Source organism: Leifsonia sp. 10N434 (assembly GCF_056394405.1).
Genome location: NZ_JBFTHV010000002.1, coordinates 454,353 through 474,491, shown reverse-complemented (window position 1 = coordinate 474,491; position 20,139 = coordinate 454,353). Strand labels below are relative to the sequence as shown.

General features: G+C 69.7%; 19 protein-coding genes. 9 read left to right on the top strand and 10 right to left on the bottom strand.

Annotation, left to right across the window (positions count from 1 at the left end; all coding sequences use genetic code 11):
- Positions 1 to 5: 5 nt before the first annotated feature.
- Positions 6 to 869 (bottom strand): acyl-CoA thioesterase, encoded by an 864-nt coding sequence (locus AC1DB1_RS07935; RefSeq protein WP_271178473.1) that lies wholly within the window; start codon positions 867 to 869, stop codon positions 6 to 8.
- Positions 870 to 910: 41 nt separating this feature from the next.
- Here AC1DB1_RS07935 and AC1DB1_RS07930 point away from each other — a divergent pair, with 41 nt between their 5' ends.
- Positions 911 to 1,597 (top strand): DUF8185 domain-containing protein, encoded by a 687-nt coding sequence (locus AC1DB1_RS07930; RefSeq protein WP_477200357.1) that lies wholly within the window; start codon positions 911 to 913, stop codon positions 1,595 to 1,597.
- Positions 1,598 to 1,688: 91 nt separating this feature from the next.
- Here AC1DB1_RS07930 and AC1DB1_RS07925 read toward each other — a convergent pair whose 3' ends face one another.
- Positions 1,689 to 3,344: an FAD-binding dehydrogenase gene (locus tag AC1DB1_RS07925; protein ID WP_477200356.1), complete on the bottom strand. Its 1,656-nt coding sequence runs from the start codon at positions 3,342 to 3,344 to the stop codon at positions 1,689 to 1,691.
- A 96-nt stretch (positions 3,345 to 3,440) separates the two neighbouring features.
- Between AC1DB1_RS07925 and AC1DB1_RS07920 the strand changes: the two genes are divergently transcribed.
- Together AC1DB1_RS07920 and AC1DB1_RS07915 are read left to right on the top strand one after the other, a co-directional pair.
- Positions 3,441 to 3,851, top strand: a complete 411-nt coding sequence (locus tag AC1DB1_RS07920) for a VOC family protein (protein ID WP_477200355.1) — start codon at positions 3,441 to 3,443, stop codon at positions 3,849 to 3,851.
- A 117-nt stretch (positions 3,852 to 3,968) separates the two neighbouring features.
- Positions 3,969 to 4,511, top strand: a complete 543-nt coding sequence (locus tag AC1DB1_RS07915; protein WP_477200354.1) for a hypothetical protein — start codon at positions 3,969 to 3,971, stop codon at positions 4,509 to 4,511.
- Between the two features lie 37 nt (positions 4,512 to 4,548).
- Here AC1DB1_RS07915 and AC1DB1_RS07910 read toward each other — a convergent pair whose 3' ends face one another.
- The 7 genes from AC1DB1_RS07910 to pepN all read right to left on the bottom strand — a co-directional run bounded on the left by AC1DB1_RS07910 (position 4,549) and on the right by pepN (position 12,812).
- Entirely contained in the window at positions 4,549 to 4,959 is a 411-nt protein-coding gene (locus AC1DB1_RS07910; RefSeq protein ID WP_477200555.1) for a globin, read from the bottom strand.
- Positions 4,960 to 5,009: 50 nt separating this feature from the next.
- Positions 5,010 to 6,248 (bottom strand): mechanosensitive ion channel family protein, encoded by a 1,239-nt coding sequence (locus AC1DB1_RS07905; protein WP_477200353.1) that lies wholly within the window; start codon positions 6,246 to 6,248, stop codon positions 5,010 to 5,012.
- A gap of 70 nt (positions 6,249 to 6,318) precedes the next feature.
- Positions 6,319 to 6,996, bottom strand: a complete 678-nt coding sequence (locus AC1DB1_RS07900; protein WP_477200352.1) for a response regulator — start codon at positions 6,994 to 6,996, stop codon at positions 6,319 to 6,321.
- The gene (locus AC1DB1_RS07895) at positions 6,993 to 8,405 is read right to left on the bottom strand and encodes a sensor histidine kinase (protein WP_477200351.1); all 1,413 of its coding nucleotides are present in this window, start codon (positions 8,403 to 8,405) and stop codon (positions 6,993 to 6,995) included. The genes AC1DB1_RS07900 and AC1DB1_RS07895 overlap by 4 nt, the downstream gene beginning before the upstream one ends.
- A 9-nt stretch (positions 8,406 to 8,414) precedes the next feature.
- Positions 8,415 to 9,242, bottom strand: a complete 828-nt coding sequence (locus AC1DB1_RS07890) for an ABC transporter permease subunit (protein ID WP_477200350.1) — start codon at positions 9,240 to 9,242, stop codon at positions 8,415 to 8,417.
- Complete coding sequence (locus tag AC1DB1_RS07885; protein WP_477200349.1) at positions 9,239 to 10,150, bottom strand: ATP-binding cassette domain-containing protein; 912 nt, start codon at positions 10,148 to 10,150, stop codon at positions 9,239 to 9,241. The genes AC1DB1_RS07890 and AC1DB1_RS07885 overlap by 4 nt, the downstream gene beginning before the upstream one ends.
- 118 nt (positions 10,151 to 10,268) lie before the next feature.
- Positions 10,269 to 12,812, bottom strand: coding sequence for an aminopeptidase N (gene pepN / locus AC1DB1_RS07880; RefSeq protein WP_477200348.1), 2,544 nt, complete (start codon positions 12,810 to 12,812; stop codon positions 10,269 to 10,271).
- 72 nt (positions 12,813 to 12,884) lie between these two features.
- Here pepN and AC1DB1_RS07875 point away from each other — a divergent pair, with 72 nt between their 5' ends.
- The 4 genes from AC1DB1_RS07875 to AC1DB1_RS07860 are packed head-to-tail and all read left to right on the top strand — an operon-like array spanning position 12,885 to position 16,455.
- Positions 12,885 to 13,373, top strand: a complete 489-nt coding sequence (locus tag AC1DB1_RS07875) for a ribose-5-phosphate isomerase (RefSeq protein WP_271178484.1) — start codon at positions 12,885 to 12,887, stop codon at positions 13,371 to 13,373.
- Positions 13,373 to 14,347 (top strand): Fpg/Nei family DNA glycosylase, encoded by a 975-nt coding sequence (locus AC1DB1_RS07870; protein ID WP_271178485.1) that lies wholly within the window; start codon positions 13,373 to 13,375, stop codon positions 14,345 to 14,347. The genes AC1DB1_RS07875 and AC1DB1_RS07870 overlap by 1 nt, the downstream gene beginning before the upstream one ends.
- An 18-nt stretch (positions 14,348 to 14,365) precedes the next feature.
- Complete coding sequence (locus tag AC1DB1_RS07865; protein WP_477200347.1) at positions 14,366 to 15,004, top strand: FMN-binding negative transcriptional regulator; 639 nt, start codon at positions 14,366 to 14,368, stop codon at positions 15,002 to 15,004.
- Complete coding sequence (locus tag AC1DB1_RS07860; RefSeq protein WP_477200346.1) at positions 15,001 to 16,455, top strand: amidohydrolase; 1,455 nt, start codon at positions 15,001 to 15,003, stop codon at positions 16,453 to 16,455. Before AC1DB1_RS07865 ends, AC1DB1_RS07860 begins: the two co-directional genes overlap by 4 nt.
- A gap of 59 nt (positions 16,456 to 16,514) precedes the next feature.
- On the opposite strand, the gene AC1DB1_RS07855 is transcribed toward AC1DB1_RS07860, so the two are convergent.
- Positions 16,515 to 16,997, bottom strand: coding sequence for a Dps family protein (locus AC1DB1_RS07855; protein WP_271178488.1), 483 nt, complete (start codon positions 16,995 to 16,997; stop codon positions 16,515 to 16,517).
- A gap of 156 nt (positions 16,998 to 17,153) precedes the next feature.
- Here AC1DB1_RS07855 and AC1DB1_RS07850 point away from each other — a divergent pair, with 156 nt between their 5' ends.
- Complete coding sequence (locus AC1DB1_RS07850; protein WP_477200345.1) at positions 17,154 to 18,731, top strand: multicopper oxidase family protein; 1,578 nt, start codon at positions 17,154 to 17,156, stop codon at positions 18,729 to 18,731.
- Entirely contained in the window at positions 18,721 to 20,109 is a 1,389-nt protein-coding gene (locus tag AC1DB1_RS07845) for a sensor histidine kinase (protein ID WP_477200344.1), read from the top strand. Before AC1DB1_RS07850 ends, AC1DB1_RS07845 begins: the two co-directional genes overlap by 11 nt.
- Positions 20,110 to 20,139: the final 30 nt, after the last annotated feature.

The following is a 20,139-nucleotide window of genomic DNA, read 5'->3' as shown; positions in this document are numbered from 1 at the left end:
GCGCCTTACGGCACCCGCACCATCGCCTCCTGCGCCACGCTGGCGATCAGCCGGCCGTCACGGCTGTAGATACGGCCGAGCGAGAGGCCTCTGCCGCCGCTGGCCGACGGCGACTCCTGCAGGTAGAGCAGCCACTCGTCGACCCGGGCGTAGCGGTGCCACCACATGGCGTGGTCCAGGCTCGCCGCCTTGAGTCCGGGCGTGGCCCAGGCGACGCCGTGCCGTCGCATGACGGACTCCATGATCGAGTAGTCGCTGGCGTAGGCGAGAGCGGCGCGGTGCAGCTCGGGGTCGTCCGGCAGCGTTCCGATCGCGCGGAACCACACGGCCTGGTGCGCCACCTGCTCGCCCTCGACCGTGAAGTAGATCGGCGAGGTGACGTGCCGGATGTCGAACGGGCGGTCGCTGGCCCAGTACTGCGCGACCGGATGGTCGATGTCGGCCAGCACTGCGGCCGAACTCTGCAGCGACTCGGGATCCGGCAGGTCGTCCGGCATCTCGATCTGGTGCTCGAGGCCCTCGTCGTCGTCTTGGAACGAGGCGATCATCGACAGGATGGGCAGCCCGCTCTGATAGGCCTGGGTGCGCCTGGTCGAGAACGACCGGCCGTCGTGGATGCGGTCGACCGAGAAGGTGATCGGCAGGTTGACGTCGCCCGGCCGCAGGAAGTAACCGTGCATCGAGTGGATAGAACGGTCGTCGGGGACGGTGCGCTGGGCGGCCACGATGGACTGCGCGAGCACCTGGCCGCCGAAGACACGCCCGAGGGGCATCCATTGCGACGGTCCGGTGAAGATGTCCTCACTGGTGCGTGCGCCGGTGTCAGTCAGATCGAGCGCGGTCAGAAGGGATGCCAGGGGCTCGGTCACAGTGCCTCCATTGTGATGTCTCTTGGTAGTTTAGACAGCAGATGAGCCAGTCATTCTCCCTCTTGGATTCCCTCTCCGTGTCCGACCTGCAGACCTACCTGTCCCGGGCGGCCCGGGTGGAGGAAGGTTCGGTGCGCCTGATCGGCGGATCGGGCGTCCTCGCCGTGTACTCGGCGATCCTGTACCCGCGCGGCCTGCTCGACCAGACGCCGACGGTGCTCGGTCTGCGCACGTTCGCCATCCAGCCGGAGGTCGCGTTCGACGCGGTGGTGCCCATCCGGTCGCTGCTCGATCGCCTGGCGCGGATCTCCGAAGCTCTCCCGGTCGGCGACGGCGTCGACGGCCCGGTAGAGGTCCGGATGCCGCTCGAGGTCTCCACGGTCACCTGGGCCGGCATCTCGCCGCCACGGGGCGGCTGGCGGCCGGTCGGCGACGCCTCCGCCGACCTGCTGCAGCAGACGGCGAAGGACGGCATCGCCGAGGTGGCCGAAGCGGTGCCGACGGGCACCGGCGAACAGCTCGTGCAGCGGGTGCGAGCCGAGGTCTGGGGCAAGCCGGTCGAGGGGCTGGAGTACATTCCGGCGGGCGCGGCGTTCGCCGCCGAGAGCCTCGGCTTCCTCGGCGAGGGCGAGCCGGTGTCCATCCTGGAGACCGGCCCATGGACGCGGCTCACGACGAAGCGCGGCCACGTGCTCGTGCGCCGGCAGGCCTGGACGCTGCGAGCGTAGCCGCAGCGCCTCACCCAGAAGCGCCTCACCCCGCAGCGCCCCACTCCGCAGCGCCCCGTCCGACAGCGCCCCGCGGCAGGCAGCCCGGGCGTCAGCCGCGCGCGATCGCCCGGCCCACCTGACGGCCAGAGAACAGGCAGCCGCCGAGGAACGTGCCCTCGAGGGCGCGGTACCCGTGCACGCCGCCACCGCCGAACCCGCTCGCCTCTCCCGCCGCGTAGAGTCCGGCGACCGGCTCACCGCCGTCGCCGAGAACACGGCCGTCGAGGTCGGTTTCGATTCCGCCGAGGCTCTTGCGGGTCAGGATGTGCAGCTTCACCGCGATCAGCGGCCCCGCCGACGGATCGAGCAGCTTGTGCGGGCTGGCCACCCGGATCAGCTTGTCGCCGCGGTACTCCCTGGCCCCACGGATGGCCGCCAGCTGGAGGTCCTTGCTGAACGCGTTGTCGAGTTCACGGTCGCGCTCCTGGATGTGCTGCGCGACGCGCTCGCTGTCGAGCGGCACATCGGAGAGTCGCTGCATCCCCGCCAGGAGTTCGTCGAGTGTGTCGGCCACGACGAAGTCGGCCCCCTTCTCCTTGAACGCCTCGACCGGCCCGGGTGCCCCGGGACCGATCCGCTTCGACAGCAGCCGCAGGTCTTTGTTCGTCAGGTCGGGGTTCTGCTCGCTGCCCGACAGCGCGAACTCCTTCTCGATGATCTTCTGGGTGAGCACGAACCAGCTGTAGTCGGCGCCGGTCGTGCGCAGGTGCTCCAGCGTGCCGAGCGTGTCGAATCCGGGGAACAGCGGCACGGGGAGACGCTCGCCCGACGCGTCGAGCCACAGCGACGACGGGCCGGGCAGGATCCGGATGCCGTGCTGCTGCCACACCGGGTTCCAGTTCTGGATGCCCTCGGTGTAGTGCCACATCCGGTCGCCGTTGATGAGGCGCGCTCCCGCCGCCTCGCTGATGCCGAGCATCCGGCCGTCGACGTGCGCGGGGACGCCGGACAGCATGTGCGTCGGGGGAGTGCCGAGCCGTTCCGGCCAGGCGGCACGAACCAGGTCGTGATTGCCGCCGATCCCGCCGCTGGTGACCGCGACGGCGGTGGCGCTGAGCTCGAACTCGCCGACGACTTCCCGGGAGCTGGGCGCCCCTCGGAGTGCCGGGTCGTCGGCGAGGATCGCGCCGCGCACGCCTGTGACGCGTCCGTCCTCGACGATGAGCTCGTCGACGCGGTGCCGGTGCAGCAGCGTGACGAGACCGGAGGCGACCCCCTGCTGCACGCGGCGCACGAACGGTGCGACGACACCGGGGCCGGTGCCCCACGTGATGTGGAAGCGCGGCACCGAGTTGCCGTGGCCGCCCGCGATGCCCGAGCCGCGTTCGGCCCAGCCGACGATCGGGAAGAAGCGCACACCCTTCTCGTGCAGCCAGGCGCGCTTCTCCCCGGCGGCGAACTGCAGGTAGGCCTCCGCCCAGCGCTTGGGCCAGTGGTCCTCCTCGCGATCGAAGCCGGCGCTGCCGAGCCAGTCCTGGCGCGCGAGGGCAAGGGAGTCCTTCACGCCCATCCGGCGCTGCTCCGGCGAGTCGATGAGGAACAGGCCGCCGAACGACCACCACGCCTGTCCGCCGAGTGACGCGGCGGGCTCCTGCTCGACGATCGTCACGCGCTTGCCTGCGTCGATGAGCTCCGACGCCGCGACCAGGCCGGCGAGGCCCGCTCCGACGATGATGGCGTCTGACTCTGTGACTGCATTGGTCATCCGGGTGTCTCCTTCGGCACAGGGGTGGTCGGGCGGGTGGGGCGGGTCTGGCGGGGGCCTGCCGCGCTCGTACGGGCCAGGCCTATTCTGTGGAGTATGGCGGTTCGAATCAACCACATCACGTTCGACAGCGCGAATGCCTACGAGCAGTCCCTGTTCTGGGCCCAGGTGACCGGCTTCGCGGAGGACCCGGACGACCCCAATGGCCCGGATGACGAGGAGAACCTCATCATCAGTCCGGATGGCCTCACCCGGCTGCTCTTCATCAATGTGCCGGAGGGGAAGTCGGTGAAGAACCGGGTGCACCTCGACGTGGCACCGACCGACGGCACGAGGGATGACGAGGTCGAACGACTCCTCGCGATGGGTGCGACGGTGTTCGCCGACCACCGGCTGCCGGATGGCCGCGGCTGGGTGGTGATGCAGGACCCGGAGGGCAACGAGTTCTGCGTCGAGCGCAGCCAGGCGGAGCGCGACGCGGCGGAGCTGGCGGCCCACCCCTCCTAGCGATCCGTTCCCGCGGCGCATCCCTCGGACTGGGGGAGTCCGCACGTGCCGGGTGCGCGGGTAGGGCGTGGCAGGCTGTGACTCGCGCGAGATCCGCGCTGAGGGGGAGTAGCCGCCATGTCCGACGCCCACGACGATCAGTCGACCACCGTTCCTGCCGAGCCCGTCGCCCCCGAGGTCTCGGTGCCGCCTGAGCTGGTCGGCCCCGCGGTCCCGGAGCCGGAGCGCGTCGCGCGCGGGCTCGCCCTCGCCTTGGTGGTGATCCCTGTCGGCGTCGCCGCCTGGGTGCTGCTCTGGAACATCGGCTTCATCGCGTCGATCGTGTCGTACGGCGTTTCGTTCGGGGCCGTCTGGCTCTACCGGGTCGGCTCGAAGGCACGGGTGACGCGGGCGTCGTTCTGGGGCGTTCTGGCGATCATCGTCGTCACGGTCGTGCTGAGCCTGCTGGCCGGCATCTTCTCCGACCTCGTGCAGGCCGTGGGCATCCCGTTGTCGGAGGCGCTTAGCGAGCCGCAGTTCTGGAGCCTGTTCTGGCGCAACATCTTCACCAACGGCGACCTCTGGAGCGCGTATCTCCCGCAGATCGTGCTCGCCCTGGCGTTCGCCGCGCTCGGCTGCTACCGCACCATCCGGATGCTCGCGAGCGAGTCGCGCCGCTAGTCGCGCCGCGGCCCATGGCGGACCACAGCGCCGCCGGTCACTCCTCGAAGGTGTTCACCATCGCGAAGGCCGCCCGCTCCAGGTAGGCCCAGAGGGTCTCCTCCTGCAGGGGAGGCAGGTCGAGTTCCTCGACGGCAGCGCGCATGTGCGCGAGCCAGCGGTCGCGCGCGTCGGGATTGACCTTGAACGGCGTGTGACGCATGCGCAGCCGCGGGTGACCGCGCTGCTCGCTGTAAGTGCCGGGGCCGCCCCAATACTGCTCGAGGAACAGCGTCAATCGCTCGGCTGCCGGTTCGAGGTCCTCTTCCGGATACATCGGCTTGAGAACCGGGTCGCCGGCGACGCCTCGATAGAAGGCGTCGACGAGGCGTTTGAACGTCGCGTGCCCGCCGACCTGCTCGAAGAAGGTCTGCTCGACACCGGCGCCGTTCTCGCTCGAGCGGAGCACGACGGGACTGGGCGGGACCGTTCCGGCGCTCTCGGGACTGGTGGGGATTGTCACGTCACTCCTGCGGGGGGCTTGGTGTTGGGCGGTTCGGCCGTGGGCGGTTCAGTCGGCTCGGCGGGGCCGGACGCGGTCGGCGTGGACGTGGTCGACGGCTTCGTGGTGGGCTTCGTGACGGGCCCCTTCGTGGACGGCGCCGGCTTCTGCGTCGCATCCGTGCCCGTCTCGATGGCGGTGCCCTTCAGACGGAGCGCGCGCGGGTCGGACGCGACGGTGGCGCCGCGCTTGGCGGCCGCGCGGGCCTTGCGCCCCTTCGGGGCCTCGTTCACGACCGGCGTCGGCCGGGTGCGAGGCGGTTTCGCGCCGGTCACGCTCGCCGCGCCGTCGAAGCCGCTGAGTACGATCGCGTTGAGCGACGGCAGCTTGACCCCCATCTCGTCGAGCGCCGTCTTGAGGCGCATCCGGAGCTCGCGGGAGACGTCGTCTTTGGCGGTCGTGCGCGTCTTGAGCACGATGCGGATCACCATGGCCTCGGCCGAGATCGATTCGAGTCCCCAGATCTCGGGCTTCTCGAGGATGCGGGACCGCCACTTCGGGCTGGTGGCCAGGGCCGTCGCGGTCTCCATCATTTTGGCCTCGACGGCCTCGACGTCCGCGTCGTATGGCACCGCGAGATCGATGATCACGCGCGACCAGCCCTGCGACATGTTGCCGACCCGAAGGATCTCGCCGTTGCGCACGTACCAGAGCACGCCGTTGACGTCACGCACCTGCGTGATCCGGATGCCGACCCCCTCGACGACGCCGGTCGCGGGCCCGAGGTCCACGATATCGCCGACGCCGAGCTGGTCCTCCATCACCATGAAGAGACCGTTGAGCACGTCTTTGACGATGTTCTGGGCGCCGAAACCGAGGCCGGCGCCGAGGGCGGCCGTGAGCAGGGCGAGAGAGCCGAGCGTGTTGGGGGCGAGCTTGTCGATGACCAGGATGATCGCGATGATGCCGATCGTCACGTTGACGATGTTCGTCAGCACGGTGCCGAGCGTTCGGGTGCGCTGCACTACGCGCACGGCGGCGAGCGGCGACGCGACCAGCGCCTGCGTGTCGGTGACGTTCTGGTTCTTCTTCACACCGCTGACGATCTGGCGCACGACGCGCCTGATCACCACCCGCAGGATCCAGCTCAGCAGGAAGGCTCCGAGGATGATCGCCGCCACCTGCAGGAGGAGCCATCCACTCGCCACGGCCCACGCGCCGAGGTCGGTCCAGAAGTTCGATTGCAGCTTCAACATATGCATACGAGCCTACCGAGCCGCGCCTTGGCGGGTGCTGGGTCTCGCCCTCAGGCCGCCCGCTGTGGGATCAGCGCTCGACGAGTCCGTTGTCGTACGCGAAGATCACGGCGTGCACGCGGTCGCGCAGCTGAAGCTTCGCGAGCACCCGGCCCACGTGGGTCTTGACCGTCGATTCGGTCAGGAAGAACTTCTCGCTGATCTCGCCGTTCGAAAGACCCTCGGCGATCGCCAGCAGGATCTCGCGCTCGCGCGGGGTCAGCGCCGCCGTCGGGTCGGCGGAGGGAGTGCCGGCCGCGGCGGAGGAGGGGAGCACGTCGGCGAACAGTTCCAGCATGGAGCGGGTGACGCGGCCGGAGATGGCCGCGTCGCCGGCGGCCACGGCGCGGATCGCAGCGGTGAGCTCGGCCGGGCGGGCGTCCTTCAGCAGGAAACCGCTGGCGCCGGCTCGCAGCCCTCCGAAGGCGTACTCGTCGAGGTCGAAGGTGGTGAGGATGATGATCCGCGCATCCGGATTCGCGGCGACGATCCGGCGCGTGGCCTCGATTCCGTCGAGCGTCGGCATCCGCACGTCCATCAGGATGACGTCGGGACGCGACTCGACGGCGAGCCGAACGGCCTCGCCTCCGTCGCCCGCCTCGCCGACCACGGTCAGGTCGCTCTCGGCGTCGAGCACCATGCGGAAGCCCAGACGAACGAGCGCCTGGTCGTCGACGAGGAGCACACGGATGGGGGGACGATCGGTCACGAAGAACTCCTGGGCGAGATCGGTGCGGGCGGTGCGGGCGGTGTGGGCCGAGATGCTGAGTCGGACGAAGATGCTGAGTCGGGCGGAGATGCTGAGTCGGTCGGAGATGCTGCGTCGGGCGGTGAAACAGAGCTGGCCGAGGATGCCGCCGCCGGCGCGATGGCGTCGAACTCCGCGCGCAGGCGCCACCCACGCCCGGCGCGTGGGCCGGCCTGAAGCGAGCCGCCGTACAGGCCGACGCGCTCGCGCAGCCCGAGCAGTCCGCGGCCGGAACCCTGGCCCGGCGTCCCTCGAACGGTGGCATCGTCGTCGACGGTGATGGAGATCCGATCGGCCGCGAAGGTGATGCTCACCTCGACGGTGGTGGCGAGCGAGGCGTATCGCAGTGCATTGGTGAGCGCCTCCTGCACCACCCGGAAGACCGTGAGCTGCTGCCCGGTGTCGGTCGGCGGAGTCCCGGTCACGCTGATGCGGACCGGGAGTCCCGCCGCGCGGAAGCGCTCGACCAGCTCGCCGAGCTCGCCGAGACCCGGCTGCGGCGCGTGCTCGGCCCCGTTCCCCTCGGTCGCGCGCAGAACGCCGAGCAGGCGCCGCATATCACCCAGCGCCGAGCGCCCGGTCTCTGCGACCATCCGCATCGCATCCGCTGACCGTTCGGGGGCCGTCGCGACGAGCCCCGCGGAGCCGTCTGCGAGTGTCACCATCACCGTGAGACTGTGCGACACGATGTCGTGCATCTCGCGGGCGATGCGGCTGCGCTCCGCCGCAGCGGCGATCACGGCCTGCTGGTCGCGCTCGCGCGCGAGCTGCTGCGCCCGGTCGATGAGGGCGGCGAGATAGCGGCGCCGACCTCCGATGTTGTTGCCGATCAGCACCCACACGAGGGCGAGGACGATGACGATGACGCCCGACGCGATCGGTTCGTTGTCGAGCGGCGTGTAGAAGTTCACCTGCGCGAGGAGCCAGCCGGTGGTGAGCGCGATGACTGTCGCCGCCGAATAGGCCGCAAAGCCGATCCACGCGGCGCGCGCCGACCGGTAGACGGCCAGCGCATAGAGCGCGAAGAGAGCGGGCACGAAGTCGATGTCGCGCGCGAGGGTGACACCGGCCAGCATCACCACCAGGGCGACGATGAACACCGCCCACGGCCGCTGGCGGCGCAGGAACAGCGCAGCCCCCGCGATGGCGTGCAGCACCAGGCGCGCGGCGAGCTGCCAGCTCGGCTCCATGACGATCGCAACGATGCCGGCCGTCAGGCTCGGCACCAGATAGACGCCGGCGATCAGGGCGTCGACCAGCACCGGATGCGCCGCGAAGAACCGCCGGATGGCGCCTGGCGGCCGCGGCAGCAACAGATCACCCCCGGCCGGAGAAGCCGTCCGGCCGGGGGTGATCGGGTCAGTGGTCATACGGGAACGCTACGCGTCGCGGCGCTTCATGACGACAGCGCCCGCGATGAACGAGACGGCGGTCCAGACGAGCACGATCAGCACGTTCTGCCACGGGTCGAGCTCGGTGCCCGCCCCGGCCATCGCCTGTCCGGCGTTGCTGATGAGGTACTTGGGCACCTCGGCGATCCACTCCGTGGTGGCGAGCAGGCCGCCCACGATGCTGACGATGATCGGCAGGAGGAACACCACGCCGAGCGCCGCGGCGATGCCGCCCGCGGCTGAACGGAGCAGGGTGCCGAGCCCGAGCGCGAACACCGAGACCAGGCCCAGGTAGGCGCCGGCGCCGAGGATCGCCCAGACGGTGCCAGCCTCGGTGAGGTCCACGGGGAAGCCCTTGGACGACAGCACCGGTGCCGCGATGGCGTAGCCGGCGAGCGTGGTGACGATGCCGACGACGAACGAGCTGATGAAGAGCACGATCGCCTTGGCGACGAACACGGGCGTGCGACGCGGCACGGCGGCGAACGACGAACGGATCATGCCGGTCGAGTACTCGCCGGAGATCGCGAGCACACCGAGCACGGCGACGATCAGCTGACCGAAGTACACGCCGAACGACGCGGTGCTGGTGACGAAGGTCGCCTTGGCCGCGGCGGGCATCTGCGAGACAGCGCTCTCCGGGAAGCTGAAGGCGACAAGCGAGGTGATCCCGAGGCCGAGCACCAGCACGATCGCGTACGACCAGAACGTGGAGCGCAGGGTGCGGAACTTGATCCACTCCGAGCGGACGACGCGCGGGAAGGTGAGGTGCCCGAGCGAGCTGTGCCGGGTAGTGGGTGCGACTGCGGTGCTCATCGGGAGACCTCCGTGCGGTATTCGACCTCGTCCTGCGTCAGTTCGAGGTAAGCCTCTTCGAGCGAGGCGTTGATGGGGGTGAGCTCGTGCAGCACGATGCCGAACTGCGCTGCCGCCTCGCCGATCTGCGCGGCGGAGAGGCCGGAGACCTCCAGCAGCTGGCTCTCGACGCCGGTGACGGTGACGTCGGGGCCGTTGACGGCGCGGGAGAGCTCCTCGGCCTGCGGGGTGCGGACGCGCACAGCGCCGCGGGTGGCGCCGGCAAGGATCTCGCCGACCGGGGCGTCGGCCAGGATGCGGCCGCGTCCGAGAACGATGATGTGGTCGGCCGTCTGGGCCATCTCGCTCATCAGGTGCGAGGACAGGAAGACGGTGCGGCCCTCGCTCGCCAGGTGCCGGGCGAACTGGCGCACCCAGAGCACGCCCTCGGGGTCGAGCCCGTTGACCGGCTCGTCGAGGATGAGCGTCGCGGGGTCGCCGAGCATGGCCGCCGCGATGCCGAGCCGCTGGCCCATGCCGAGCGAGAAGCCGCCGACGCGCTTGCCGGCGACCGCGTCGAGTCCGGTGAGTCCGATGACCTCGTGCACGCGCCGCTTCGGGATCCCGTGGGTCGCCGCCATCGCCAGCAGGTGGTTGTAGGCGGTGCGGCCGGTGTGCACGGCTTTCGCGTCGAGCAGGGCGCCCACCTCGGTGAGCGGAGAGCGATGCTCCATATAGCGCTTGCCGTTCACGATCGCCGTGCCGTGCGTCGGCCGGTCGAGTCCCATGATCATGCGCATGGTCGTGGACTTGCCGGCGCCGTTCGGGCCGAGGAAGCCGGTGACCTTGCCCGGTTGGATGGTCGCTGTGATGTCGTTGACCGCGGTCTTCGAGCCGTAGGTCTTGGTGAGACGATCGAGTTGGATCATGGCTACGACTCTATTGACGCGCTCCGCTCCCGTCATCGATCAGGAGTGCAGTGTGTCGAACGGATGGCGTGGTACCGAAGTACCACGCCATCCGTCGGTCACTGCAACAAGGTGGAGGCTACTGTGCGTCGCGCTCCTGGGCGGCGATCGCCCGCTCGACCCCGGCGAGGTTCTCGACGACCAGACGGCGCAGCGCCGCCGGCTCCTGGTTGGCGTCGAGCCACGCGCGCGTCGCGTCGCGCAGCTCGGCGTTCGCCAGCGGCGCCGGGTACATTCCGGCGACGAGGTACTCGGCGATCTTGTAGCTCCGTGACTCCCACACGCCCTGCAGCGCCTCGAAGTACGGGGCCACGAAGGCGGCGAGCACGCTCTTGTCGGCCGCGCGCTGGAAGCCGAGGCCCGTGTAGCGCACGATCGCGTTCGGCGCGGAGTCCGTGGCGAACACCGAGTCCCACGCCGCCTGCTTCCCCTCGAGCGTCGGGATGGACGCCGAGGCCTGCGCGGCGAACTGCGCGCCGTTGGCGGTGTTGTCCGCCGCGAGCGCCGCGGCGATCTCGTCCTGGCCGGCCGCGCCGCCCGCGACGAGCGCGATCAGCAGCTCCCACGCGAGGTCGGTGTCGACCGTGAGGCCGGGAAGGGTCGTCGAGCCGTCGCGGAGGGCCGCGATTGCTGCGAGGTGCTCGTCGGTCGACGCCAGCGCGGCGAAGAACTTGACGAACTGGAACTGCGCGTCGCTGCCGGCCTCCGCCTGCTGCGCGAGGGCCCACAGAGCCGAGGCGGCCTCTTCGGCCGTCGCCTGCTGACGCTCCGGCGCGACGTACGAGCCTGCGGCGAGCGCGAGCTGGCTCAGCGTGGTGCGGATCGTGGTCGACTCGGTCTCGGTCGCGATGTTGCCGAGCACCAGGCGCACGTAGTCGCTCGCCGGCGTCTCGGCGTCGCGGGTCGCATCCCAGGCCGCACCCCAGACGAGCGAGCGGGCGAGCGGGCTCTCGATCTTCGCGAGGTGCTCGATGGCGACGGCGAGCGAGTCCTCGTCGAGACGGATCTTCGCGTACGCGAGGTCGTCGTCGTTGAGCAGCACGAGAGCGGGGCGCTTCTGCCCGACCAGTTCGGCCACCTCGGTGCGCTCACCGTCGACATCCAGTTCGATGCGGTGTTCGCGCACCAGGGCGCCGTCGACCAGGTTGTAGAAGCCGATGGCGAGGCGGTGCGGCCGGATGGTCGGGTAGTCGGCAGCAGCGGTCTGCAGCACGGCGAACGAGGTGATGGTGCCGTCGGCGTCCACCGCGATCTCCGGGCGCAGCGTGTTCACGCCGGCCGTCTCGAGCCACTTGGCCGCCCAGTCGGTGAGGTCGCGACCGCTGGTGGCCTCGAGCTCGACGAGGAGGTCGCGCAGCTCGGTGTTGGAGTGCTCGTGCTTCTTGAAGTACTTCGCGACGCCGGCGAGGAAGTCGTCCTGCCCCACCCACGCGACGAGCTGCTTGAGCACGGAGGCGCCCTTGGCGTACGTGATCCCGTCGAAGTTCACCTGAACGTCTTCGAGGTCGTTGATGGTGGCGACGATCGGGTGCGTCGACGGCAGCTGGTCCTGCTTGTACGCCCAGCTCTTCTCCATCGCCGCGAACGTGGTCCAGGCCTCGGTCCACTCGGTGGCCTCAGCGGTGGCGAGCGTCGACGCGTACTCGGCGAACGACTCGTTCAGCCACAGGTCGTTCCACCACTTCATGGTGACCAGGTCGCCGAACCACATGTGGGCGAGCTCGTGGAGGATCGTGACGACCCGGCGCTCCTTGATGGCGTCGGTGACCTTCGAGCGGAACACGTAGGTCTCCGTGAAAGTGACGGCTCCTGCGTTCTCCATCGCGCCCGCGTTGAACTCGGGGACGAACAGCTGGTCGTACTTCTCGAACGGGTACGCGTAGTCGAACTTCTCCTCGTAGAACGCGAATCCTTCGCGGGTCTTGTCGAAGATGTAGTCGGCGTCGAGGTACTCGGAGAGGCTCTTGCGGGTGTAGACCCCGAGCGGGATGGTGCGGCCGTCGCTGCTGGTCAGCTCGCTGTGCACCGAGTCGTACGGTCCGGCGATGAGCGCGGTGATGTACGACGAGATGCGGCTGGTCGCGGGGAACGACCAGGTCTTCGCGTCGTCGCCCGCGTCGACGGGCTGCGGCGTGGGGGAGTTGCTGACGACCACCCAGTGCGCGGGCGCGGTCACCGTGAAGGTGAACTCGGCCTTGAGGTCGGGCTGCTCGAAGACGGCGAACATCCGGCGCGAATCCGGGACCTCGAACTGGCTGTACAGGTAGACCTCGCCATCGACAGGGTCGACGAAACGGTGCAGTCCCTCACCGGTGTTGGTGTAGATCGCGTCGGCCACGACCGTGAGCTCGTTCTCAGCGGCGAGACCGTCGAGCTGGATGCGCACGCCGTCGCTGACCTGGGCGGGGTCGAGCTCCGCTCCGTTCAGCGTCACCGAGTGCACGGTGCGGGTGATCGCGTCGATGAAGGTCGACGCGCCCGCCTCGGCCGAGAACCGCACGGTCGTCGTGCTGAGGAAGGTCTCCGACCCGCGGGTCAGATCGAGGGTCACGTCATAGCTGTGGGTGCGGATGAGCGCTGCGCGCTCCTGTGCTTCGACGCGGGTGAGGTTTTCTCCTGGCAACGCTGGCTCCTTCGGATGCGTGGTGGATCGTGTCCAACAGACAACCCTAGACGCATCCCTAAACTGGACTCCATGCGCATCCACATCGCCACCGATCACGCCGGTCTCGATTTCAGCACTTATCTCCAGAAGCACCTCACCGACGCGGGCCACGAGGTCGTGGACCACGGGCCGACGAGCTTCGACGCTCTCGACGACTATCCGGCCTTCTGCATCAACGCGGCCAAGGCGGTCGTCGTCGACCAGCAGGCGGGCGTCGAGGCGCTCGGTGTGGTCTTCGGAGGTTCTGGCAACGGCGAGGCGATCGCCGCCAACAAGGTGCGCGGGGCGCGCGCGGCGCTGGTCTGGAACAACAGCACGGCGGTGCTCGCCCGTCAGCACAACGACGCCAACGTCATCTCGATCGGCGCCCGTCAGCACACCGTCGAGGAGGCCACCGCCTTCATCGACGCGTTCATCGCCGAGCCGTTCTCGTTCGAGGAACGGCACGTGCGCCGGATCGCCCAACTCGCCGAGTACGAAGCCACCGGCGACATCGCGGGCAAGAACGTGGACCGCTGATGCCCGAGGGTCACTCCGTCCACCGCATTGCGCGACAGTTCGCGGCGAACTTCGTCGGGAGCACCGTCGCCGTGTCGTCGCCGCAGGGCCGCTTCGCGGAGGGGGCGACCCGCATCGACGGCCACCGGATGATCGATGCCAGGGCCGTCGGCAAGCAGATGTTCCTCGAGTTCGACAACGACCTGTGGCTGCGCGTGCACCTCGGCCTCTACGGAGCGTGGGACTTCGCCGGTGACATCAGCGTCGACCCGACCATCGCCGCAGCGAACGGGCGGATGGGCCAGACCAACCAGCGCGGCACCGTGCTCGACAGCGCCGGCGAGAACTCGCTGCACAGCATCGGCGCTCCACGGCGCACCCGGCTCCGGATGTCGGAGTCGGAGAAGCTCGAGCCGGAGATCACCGAGTTCCCGCCGGAGCCCATCGGGCAGGTGCGCGTGCGCCTGCTCACCGACACGGCGGTCGCCGACCTCCGCGGCCCGACCGCGTGCGAGGTGCTGGACCCGGCACAGGTCGACGCCGTCATCGCGAAGCTCGGACCGGACCCGATCGTGGACGACGGCCCGGAGGCGGAGAACCGGTTCGTGACGGCCGTGCGCAAGAAGGGGACGCCGATCGGTCTGCTGCTGATGGACCAGTCGGTCGTGAGCGGGATCGGCAACGTCTACCGTGCCGAACTGCTGTTCCGTGCCCGTCAGAACCCGCACACTCCAGGCAAGCAGGTCTCGGAGGAGACGGCCAGGGCCCTCTGGCGCGACTGGGTGAGGCTGTTGCGGATCGGGGTCGAGACCGGTCAGATGATGACGATGGACGACCTCGACGACGAGTCGTACCGCAAGGCGATGGCCTCCCGCGACGACCGGCACTGGGTCTACAAGCGTGAGGGCCTGCCGTGCCGGATCTGCGGCACCCATATCCTTCTCGAGGAGATGGCCGGCCGCAAACTGTACTGGTGCCCGGTCGATCAGGCCTGAGAAGAGAAGGTGGGCGCGATGCGTCAGAATCCGAGTTTCACCCTCGCCGACCCCGCGGAGATCAAGCGGATCATCCGCGAGAACCCCTGGGCGACGATCGTCAGCCAGACCTCCGAGGGTCTGGTGGCGTCGCACTATCCCGTCCTGGTCGACGAGTCGCGCGAGGAGTTGTCGATCGTCACGCACGTCGGACGGCCGGATGAGCAGCTGCACGAGCTCGGCGCGCACGAGATCATCGTGATCTTCCAGGGCCCGCACGGCTACATCTCGCCGGGCTGGTACGACGCCAAGCCGGCCGTGCCCACCTGGAACTTCGTCGCCGTCCATCTCAGCGGCGTCCCCGAGATCCTGAGCGACGAAGAGAACTTCCGCGTGCTCGGTCAACTGGTCGATCATTTCGAGGATCCCATGCCGAATCCGCGCCGCATGGAAGGCACCCCCGAGAACGCCGAGTACGCCAAGCGCATCTCGTCGGGCACGGTCGGACTGCGCCTGACGCCGACCCGCGTGGTCGCCAAGAGCAAGATGAGCCAGAACCGCCCGGCGGAGACCGTCGATCGCATCGTCTCCGAGCTGGAGGGCGACGGCCCCTACGCGAGCGCGGCCCTGGCGGCCGAGATGCGCCGCGTGCACGACCGGATGCGCGCCGCCCGATGACGATAGTGCTGCGCGGCGGGCGCGTTGCGGCCGTCGACGGCACCGTCGACATCCTGATCGCGGACGGCCGCATCGCTGCGCTCGCGCCGGCCGGGCGACTGCGCGGCGATGACCTGGTGTCGCTGGACGGGCGGTGGGTGGCGCCCGGGCTCTGGGACAACCACGTGCACTTCACGCAGTGGGCGCAGACGGCCCGGCGGCTCGACGTGTCGCAGGCGAGCTCGGCCGCTGCCGCAGCCGAGCTCGTGCGGGAGCGCGCCTCCGCCGCTGCGACCGCCGAGACACTCGTCGGCTTCGGGTTCCACGACGCGCTCTGGCCGGACTCGCCGACGCGCGCTCTCCTGGACGACGCCGCCGGCGATCGGCCGGCCGTGCTGATCGCAGGCGACCTGCACTGCTGCTGGCTCAACACCGCCGCCGCGCGGCTCTACGCCCCGGCGACCGCGGACGACGACAACGCGGCGGTGCTCAGGGAGGATGCGAGCTTCGCCGTCACCTCGCGGCTCAGCACAGCCGACGACGCGACTCTCGACCGTTGGGCGTCCGACGCCGCGCTGGCTGCTGCCGCCCGTGGTGTGGTCGGAATCGTGGACCTGGAGTACGGCTGGAACCTGGATGTCTGGCAGCGACGGATGGGCGACGGCGCCCGATCCCTGCGGGTCGAGTTCGGGATCTACGGCGATCACCTCGCTCGGGCGGCCGACCTCGGTCTGCGTACGGGCGACGCGATCCCCGAGACCGGTGGCCTGCTGACCGTTGGACCGTTCAAGGTCATCACCGACGGCTCGCTGAACACCCGCACGGCCTTCTGCTTCGACGCGTATCCGGATGGCGGCCACGGTGTGCAGAACCTGACACCCGACGAACTGGTCGCGGCGATGCGCTTCGCAGCGGACAACGGACTCGAGCCCGCCGTGCACGCGATCGGCGATCACGCCAACCGCATCGCCCTCGACGCCTTCGCCACGGTCGGCGTCCCTGGCCGCATCGAGCACGCACAGCTGCTCAGCACCGCCGATGTCTCCCGCTTCGCCGAACTCGGCGTCGTCGCGAGCGTGCAGCCCGAGCACGCGATGGACGACCGCGACGTGGCCGACGTGCTGTGGGCAGGCCGCACGGGCCGCGCCTTCCCGCTTGCGGCGCTGCAGCGGGCCGGTGTGCGACTCGCCCTCGGCTCCGACGCACCGGTCGCTCCGCTCGATCCGTGGGTCGCAATGTCCGCGGCCGTCGCGCGGGCGCGGGACGGCCGGGCCCCGTGGCATCCGGAGCAGTCGATCTCGCGACGCGTGGCCTTCGACGCCTCGGTGCGCTCGCGGATCGCCGTCGGAGAGCCTGCCGACCTGATCGTGCTCGACGACGACCCGTTCGGCTGCAGTCTCGCCGAGCTGCGCCGGATGCCCGTGGCCGCGACGATGCTCGCCGGCCGTTTCACGCACGACGCGGTGCGCTGAGGCGCCGGAACGACGTGAACGGGCCGCCCGAAGGCGACCCGTTCACGGAGAAGAAAGCGCTACTCGCTGATGTGCGCGAAGAGGAACCAGCGGTCCTTGTCGAGGCCGCGGGCGATCTCGATGGCGATGTCCTGGCTGGTCTGGTCGAGCTCGTCGAGCTCCTTGACCGCGGTGTTCACGGCGGCGAGCGCGGCATCGATCTGGCCGATGACCTCGGCGATCGTGTCGTTCGACTGGCGGAAGCCGGCGGTGAGCTCAGCGGTCGCGGTCTTCGCTGCGACCGTTCCGAGGCGGGCGTCGACCGGGAGACCGAGAGCGACGATGCGCTCAGCGGCGAGGTCGGCCCACTCCTGAGCGTGGTCCACGATGGTGTCGAGGAGCTCGTGCACTCCGATGAAGTTGGCTCCGCGCACATGCCAGTGGGCCTGCTTGCCGTTGACCACGAGGGCGGTGAGGTCGATCACGACCGGGCTGAGGAACTGTGCGACTCCGGCGGCGACGTCCGGGTTGGAAACACTCTGCGTTACGGCGATGTCCGTCATAATGGGCGTCCTTTCTTGTGCCTGAGACAACGCTACGCGGTACGCAGAATTCCGCAACGAAGCTGAGGCTGCGCTAACTAAGGTGGGGGTAACCCCCCGTCGGGTCCGGTTGCCCGCCGCATACCGCGCGTGCCGCGGTCTGGCGAGGCTGGAGGCATGACCAGTTCCTCGCCCGCGTCCCGGCTGCGGCGCCCTCGCGCCACCGTCATCAGCGCAGCTCTCGCCGCCGGCATCGCGTCGGCCATCGGGCTGGGGATCGCCGGCTGCGGGACCCTCGGCGGCGGCACGATCGACACAGCAGGGAAGGTGCGGTTCGACAGGGCCCTCCCCATCCCGCCCCTGGCGAAGCCGACGATCGATGCCACGGGATCGAAGGTCTTCGACCTCGAGGCGCGTGCCGGCACGACCGCGTTCCGGCCAGGGGTCGAGACCACGACCTGGGGCTTCGACGGCGCCTACCTCGGACCGACGATCGTCGCCGAGCGCGGGGACGACGTGCGGATGCGCGTGACCAACCGGCTCACCGAGGAGACGACGGTGCATTGGCACGGCATGCACCTGCCCGCCCGCATGGACGGCGGCCCGCACCAGCTGGTCTCGCCGGGGGAGGTCTGGGAGCCGCACTGGCGCATCGACCAGCCCGCGGCCACCCTCTGGTACCACCCGCACCTGCACGGCGAGACCGAGAAGCAGGTGCAGCTCGGCATGGCCGGGATGGTCATCCTGAAGGATCGTGCGGAGGAGGCGCTGAACCTCCCGCGCAGCTACGGCGTCGACGACATCCCCGTCATCGTGCAAGACAAGCGGTTCGATGCGCAGGGCCAGTTCACCGACGCTGTGGGCGGGTTCATCGGCGCCATCGGCGACACCCTGGTGGTGAACGGCGCGATCGGCCCGTACCTGGACGTGACCTCGGAGACGGTGCGGCTGCGCCTCCTGAACGCCTCCCCGGCCCGCACCTACGACTTCGGCTTCGACGACGCCCGTTCCTTCTCGCTCATCGCGACCGATGGCGGACTCCTGCCTGCGCCGGTGCCGCTCACGCACATCCGGCTCTCGCCCGGCGAGCGCGCCGAGGTTCTCGTGCACGTCGTGCCGGGCGAGCGCACGACACTGCGTTCCGTTCCTCCCGACCTCGGGGTGGACCGCATCAACGCCGGGATGAACGCGGGCAACGACACGCTCGACGTTCTGCAGCTGCGGGCCGCCGCCGTGCTCACGCCGAGCGCGCCGATCCCCGACTGGCTCGTGGCCCTCGCGCGCTGGCGTGCGGCCGATGCGGATGTGACGCGCGAGTTCCGGCTCGACGGACACGAGATCAACGGACGCCAGATGGAATCAGGGCGCATCGACGAGACCGTCGAGCTCGGCGCGCTGGAGCAGTGGGTCGTCACCAACACGATGGATGCTCCGCACAGCTTCCACGTGCACGACGTGCAGTTCCAGATCGGGACGATCGCGGGAAAGACGCCCCCTCCGGAGCTCGCCGGGTGGAAGGACACGATCTACCTGCCGCCGCAGACCGAGTTCCGGCTGCTGATGCGGTTCACGGACTACGCCGACCGGAACGCGCCGTACATGTACCACTGCCACCTGCTGACGCACGAAGACCACGGGATGATGGGCCAGTTCGTGGTCGTCCAGCCCGGTCAGCATGCCGGCACCGTGCCGGAAGACACCACCGCAGCCGGGTCCGGCAGCGGTCCACGACAGGAGATGACCCATGACCACTGAAACCTCTGCCACGCTGGACGATGTGACGAGCATCCGCCAGCAATCGAGCACCCGAGGCGTCGGCTACGGCTCCCTGTGGCGCGGTGTGCCCCGTGAGCTCGGCTTCCTGCTGCTGACGATGCCCATCGCGATCATCGGGCTCGTCGTTCTGCAGTCGCTGTTCTGGACCGGCGTCGGGACGATCGTGATCTACGTCGGGCTCTTCGTGCTCATCGGGGCGTTCTACACGGCGCGCGGCTTCGGGACGCTCGAACTCGTCCGGCTGCGCTGGGCCGGCCGGGACGAGATCGCGCGACCCCAGTGGGAGCCGGCCGACAAGCCGCGCACGTTCCTGCGCTCCGCGTTCGGACCGTTCGTCAACGGGCACTACTGGCTGTACCTGCTGCACACGATGGTCGTGAATCCGATCGTCAGCATCGTGTCGTGGTCGATCACGATCGCGTGGACGGCCACGGCGCTCGGTGGGCTCACCGGCTGGATCTGGGACCGCTTCCTTCCGAACGACGGTCAGACGTTCTTCCTCTCGAGGGTGATCGTCGACTGGGCCACCGGCACGCGATCGACCTTCGACCCGGTGGTCGGCGACCAGATCCTCTACATCGTCCTCGGCGCGCTGTTCGCCGTGACGCTCCCGTTCGTCACCCGGGGGTTGACGGTGATGCACAACGGGGTGGCGCTCGGGATGCTCGGGGCGTGGCGCTCCGAGGCCCTGCAGCGCGAGGTCGCCGATCTGTCGGCATCGCGCGGTGCGGCGGTCGTGGCGGAGGACCAGTCGCTGCGGCGGCTGGAGCGCGACCTGCACGACGGACCGCAGCAGCGGCTCATCCGGCTGCAGATGGACATCGCCAGCGCCGAACGCAAGCTCGACGCCGACCCGGAGGGCGCCAGGGCGATCCTCGCCGAGGCCGGCCAGCAGGCGCGCGACACGCTGGAGGAGCTGCGTGCACTGTCGCGCGGGTTCGCGCCGCCCATCCTGCAGGACCGCGGACTCGTGTCCGCGCTCGAGAGCCTCACGGCGCGCAGCACGGTGCCGATCCAGCTCGAGACGGAGATCGCCCCGGGCGCCCGGTTCGCGCCAGAGGTCGAGCGCAGTGCGTACTACGTCGCCGCCGAGCTCGCCGCGAACCTCGCCAAGCACTCCGGAGCGACCGCGGGCCGGCTCTTCGTCGACACGCGCACCGACGCCCAGTCCGGCGCGGTGTGGCTGGACATCTGGCTGACCGACAACGGCAACGGGGGAGCGTCCCTCGTCGATGGCCACGGACTGCGCGGCCTGGACGAGCGGGTGCGCGGACTGCGCGGCGAACTGGTGATCGACAGCCCGGTCGGCGGTCCGACCCGCATCGGCGCCCGCATCCCGGTCGCTGCGCCGCAGTAGCGCCGCCCGGGCTGGGCGACGCCCCGGGGC

Excerpts from the sequence above, each read along its gene's own strand:
- AC1DB1_RS07930 (WP_477200357.1), top strand. The coding sequence starts at position 911 with ATGAGCCAGTCATTCTCCCTCTTGGATTCCCTCTCCGTGTCCGACCTG.
- AC1DB1_RS07925 (WP_477200356.1), bottom strand. The coding sequence starts at position 3,344 with ATGACCAATGCAGTCACAGAGTCAGACGCCATCATCGTCGGAGCGGGC.
- AC1DB1_RS07920 (WP_477200355.1), top strand. The coding sequence starts at position 3,441 with ATGGCGGTTCGAATCAACCACATCACGTTCGACAGCGCGAATGCCTAC.
- AC1DB1_RS07915 (WP_477200354.1), top strand. The coding sequence starts at position 3,969 with ATGTCCGACGCCCACGACGATCAGTCGACCACCGTTCCTGCCGAGCCC.
- AC1DB1_RS07905 (WP_477200353.1), bottom strand. The coding sequence starts at position 6,248 with ATGTTGAAGCTGCAATCGAACTTCTGGACCGACCTCGGCGCGTGGGCC.
- AC1DB1_RS07895 (WP_477200351.1), bottom strand. The coding sequence starts at position 8,405 with ATGACCACTGACCCGATCACCCCCGGCCGGACGGCTTCTCCGGCCGGG.
- AC1DB1_RS07890 (WP_477200350.1), bottom strand. The coding sequence starts at position 9,242 with ATGAGCACCGCAGTCGCACCCACTACCCGGCACAGCTCGCTCGGGCAC.
- AC1DB1_RS07885 (WP_477200349.1), bottom strand. The coding sequence starts at position 10,150 with ATGATCCAACTCGATCGTCTCACCAAGACCTACGGCTCGAAGACCGCG.
- AC1DB1_RS07875 (WP_271178484.1), top strand. The coding sequence starts at position 12,885 with ATGCGCATCCACATCGCCACCGATCACGCCGGTCTCGATTTCAGCACT.
- AC1DB1_RS07870 (WP_271178485.1), top strand. The coding sequence starts at position 13,373 with ATGCCCGAGGGTCACTCCGTCCACCGCATTGCGCGACAGTTCGCGGCG.
- AC1DB1_RS07865 (WP_477200347.1), top strand. The coding sequence starts at position 14,366 with ATGCGTCAGAATCCGAGTTTCACCCTCGCCGACCCCGCGGAGATCAAG.
- AC1DB1_RS07860 (WP_477200346.1), top strand. The coding sequence starts at position 15,001 with ATGACGATAGTGCTGCGCGGCGGGCGCGTTGCGGCCGTCGACGGCACC.
- AC1DB1_RS07855 (WP_271178488.1), bottom strand. The coding sequence starts at position 16,997 with ATGACGGACATCGCCGTAACGCAGAGTGTTTCCAACCCGGACGTCGCC.
- AC1DB1_RS07850 (WP_477200345.1), top strand. The coding sequence starts at position 17,154 with ATGACCAGTTCCTCGCCCGCGTCCCGGCTGCGGCGCCCTCGCGCCACC.
- AC1DB1_RS07845 (WP_477200344.1), top strand. The coding sequence starts at position 18,721 with ATGACCACTGAAACCTCTGCCACGCTGGACGATGTGACGAGCATCCGC.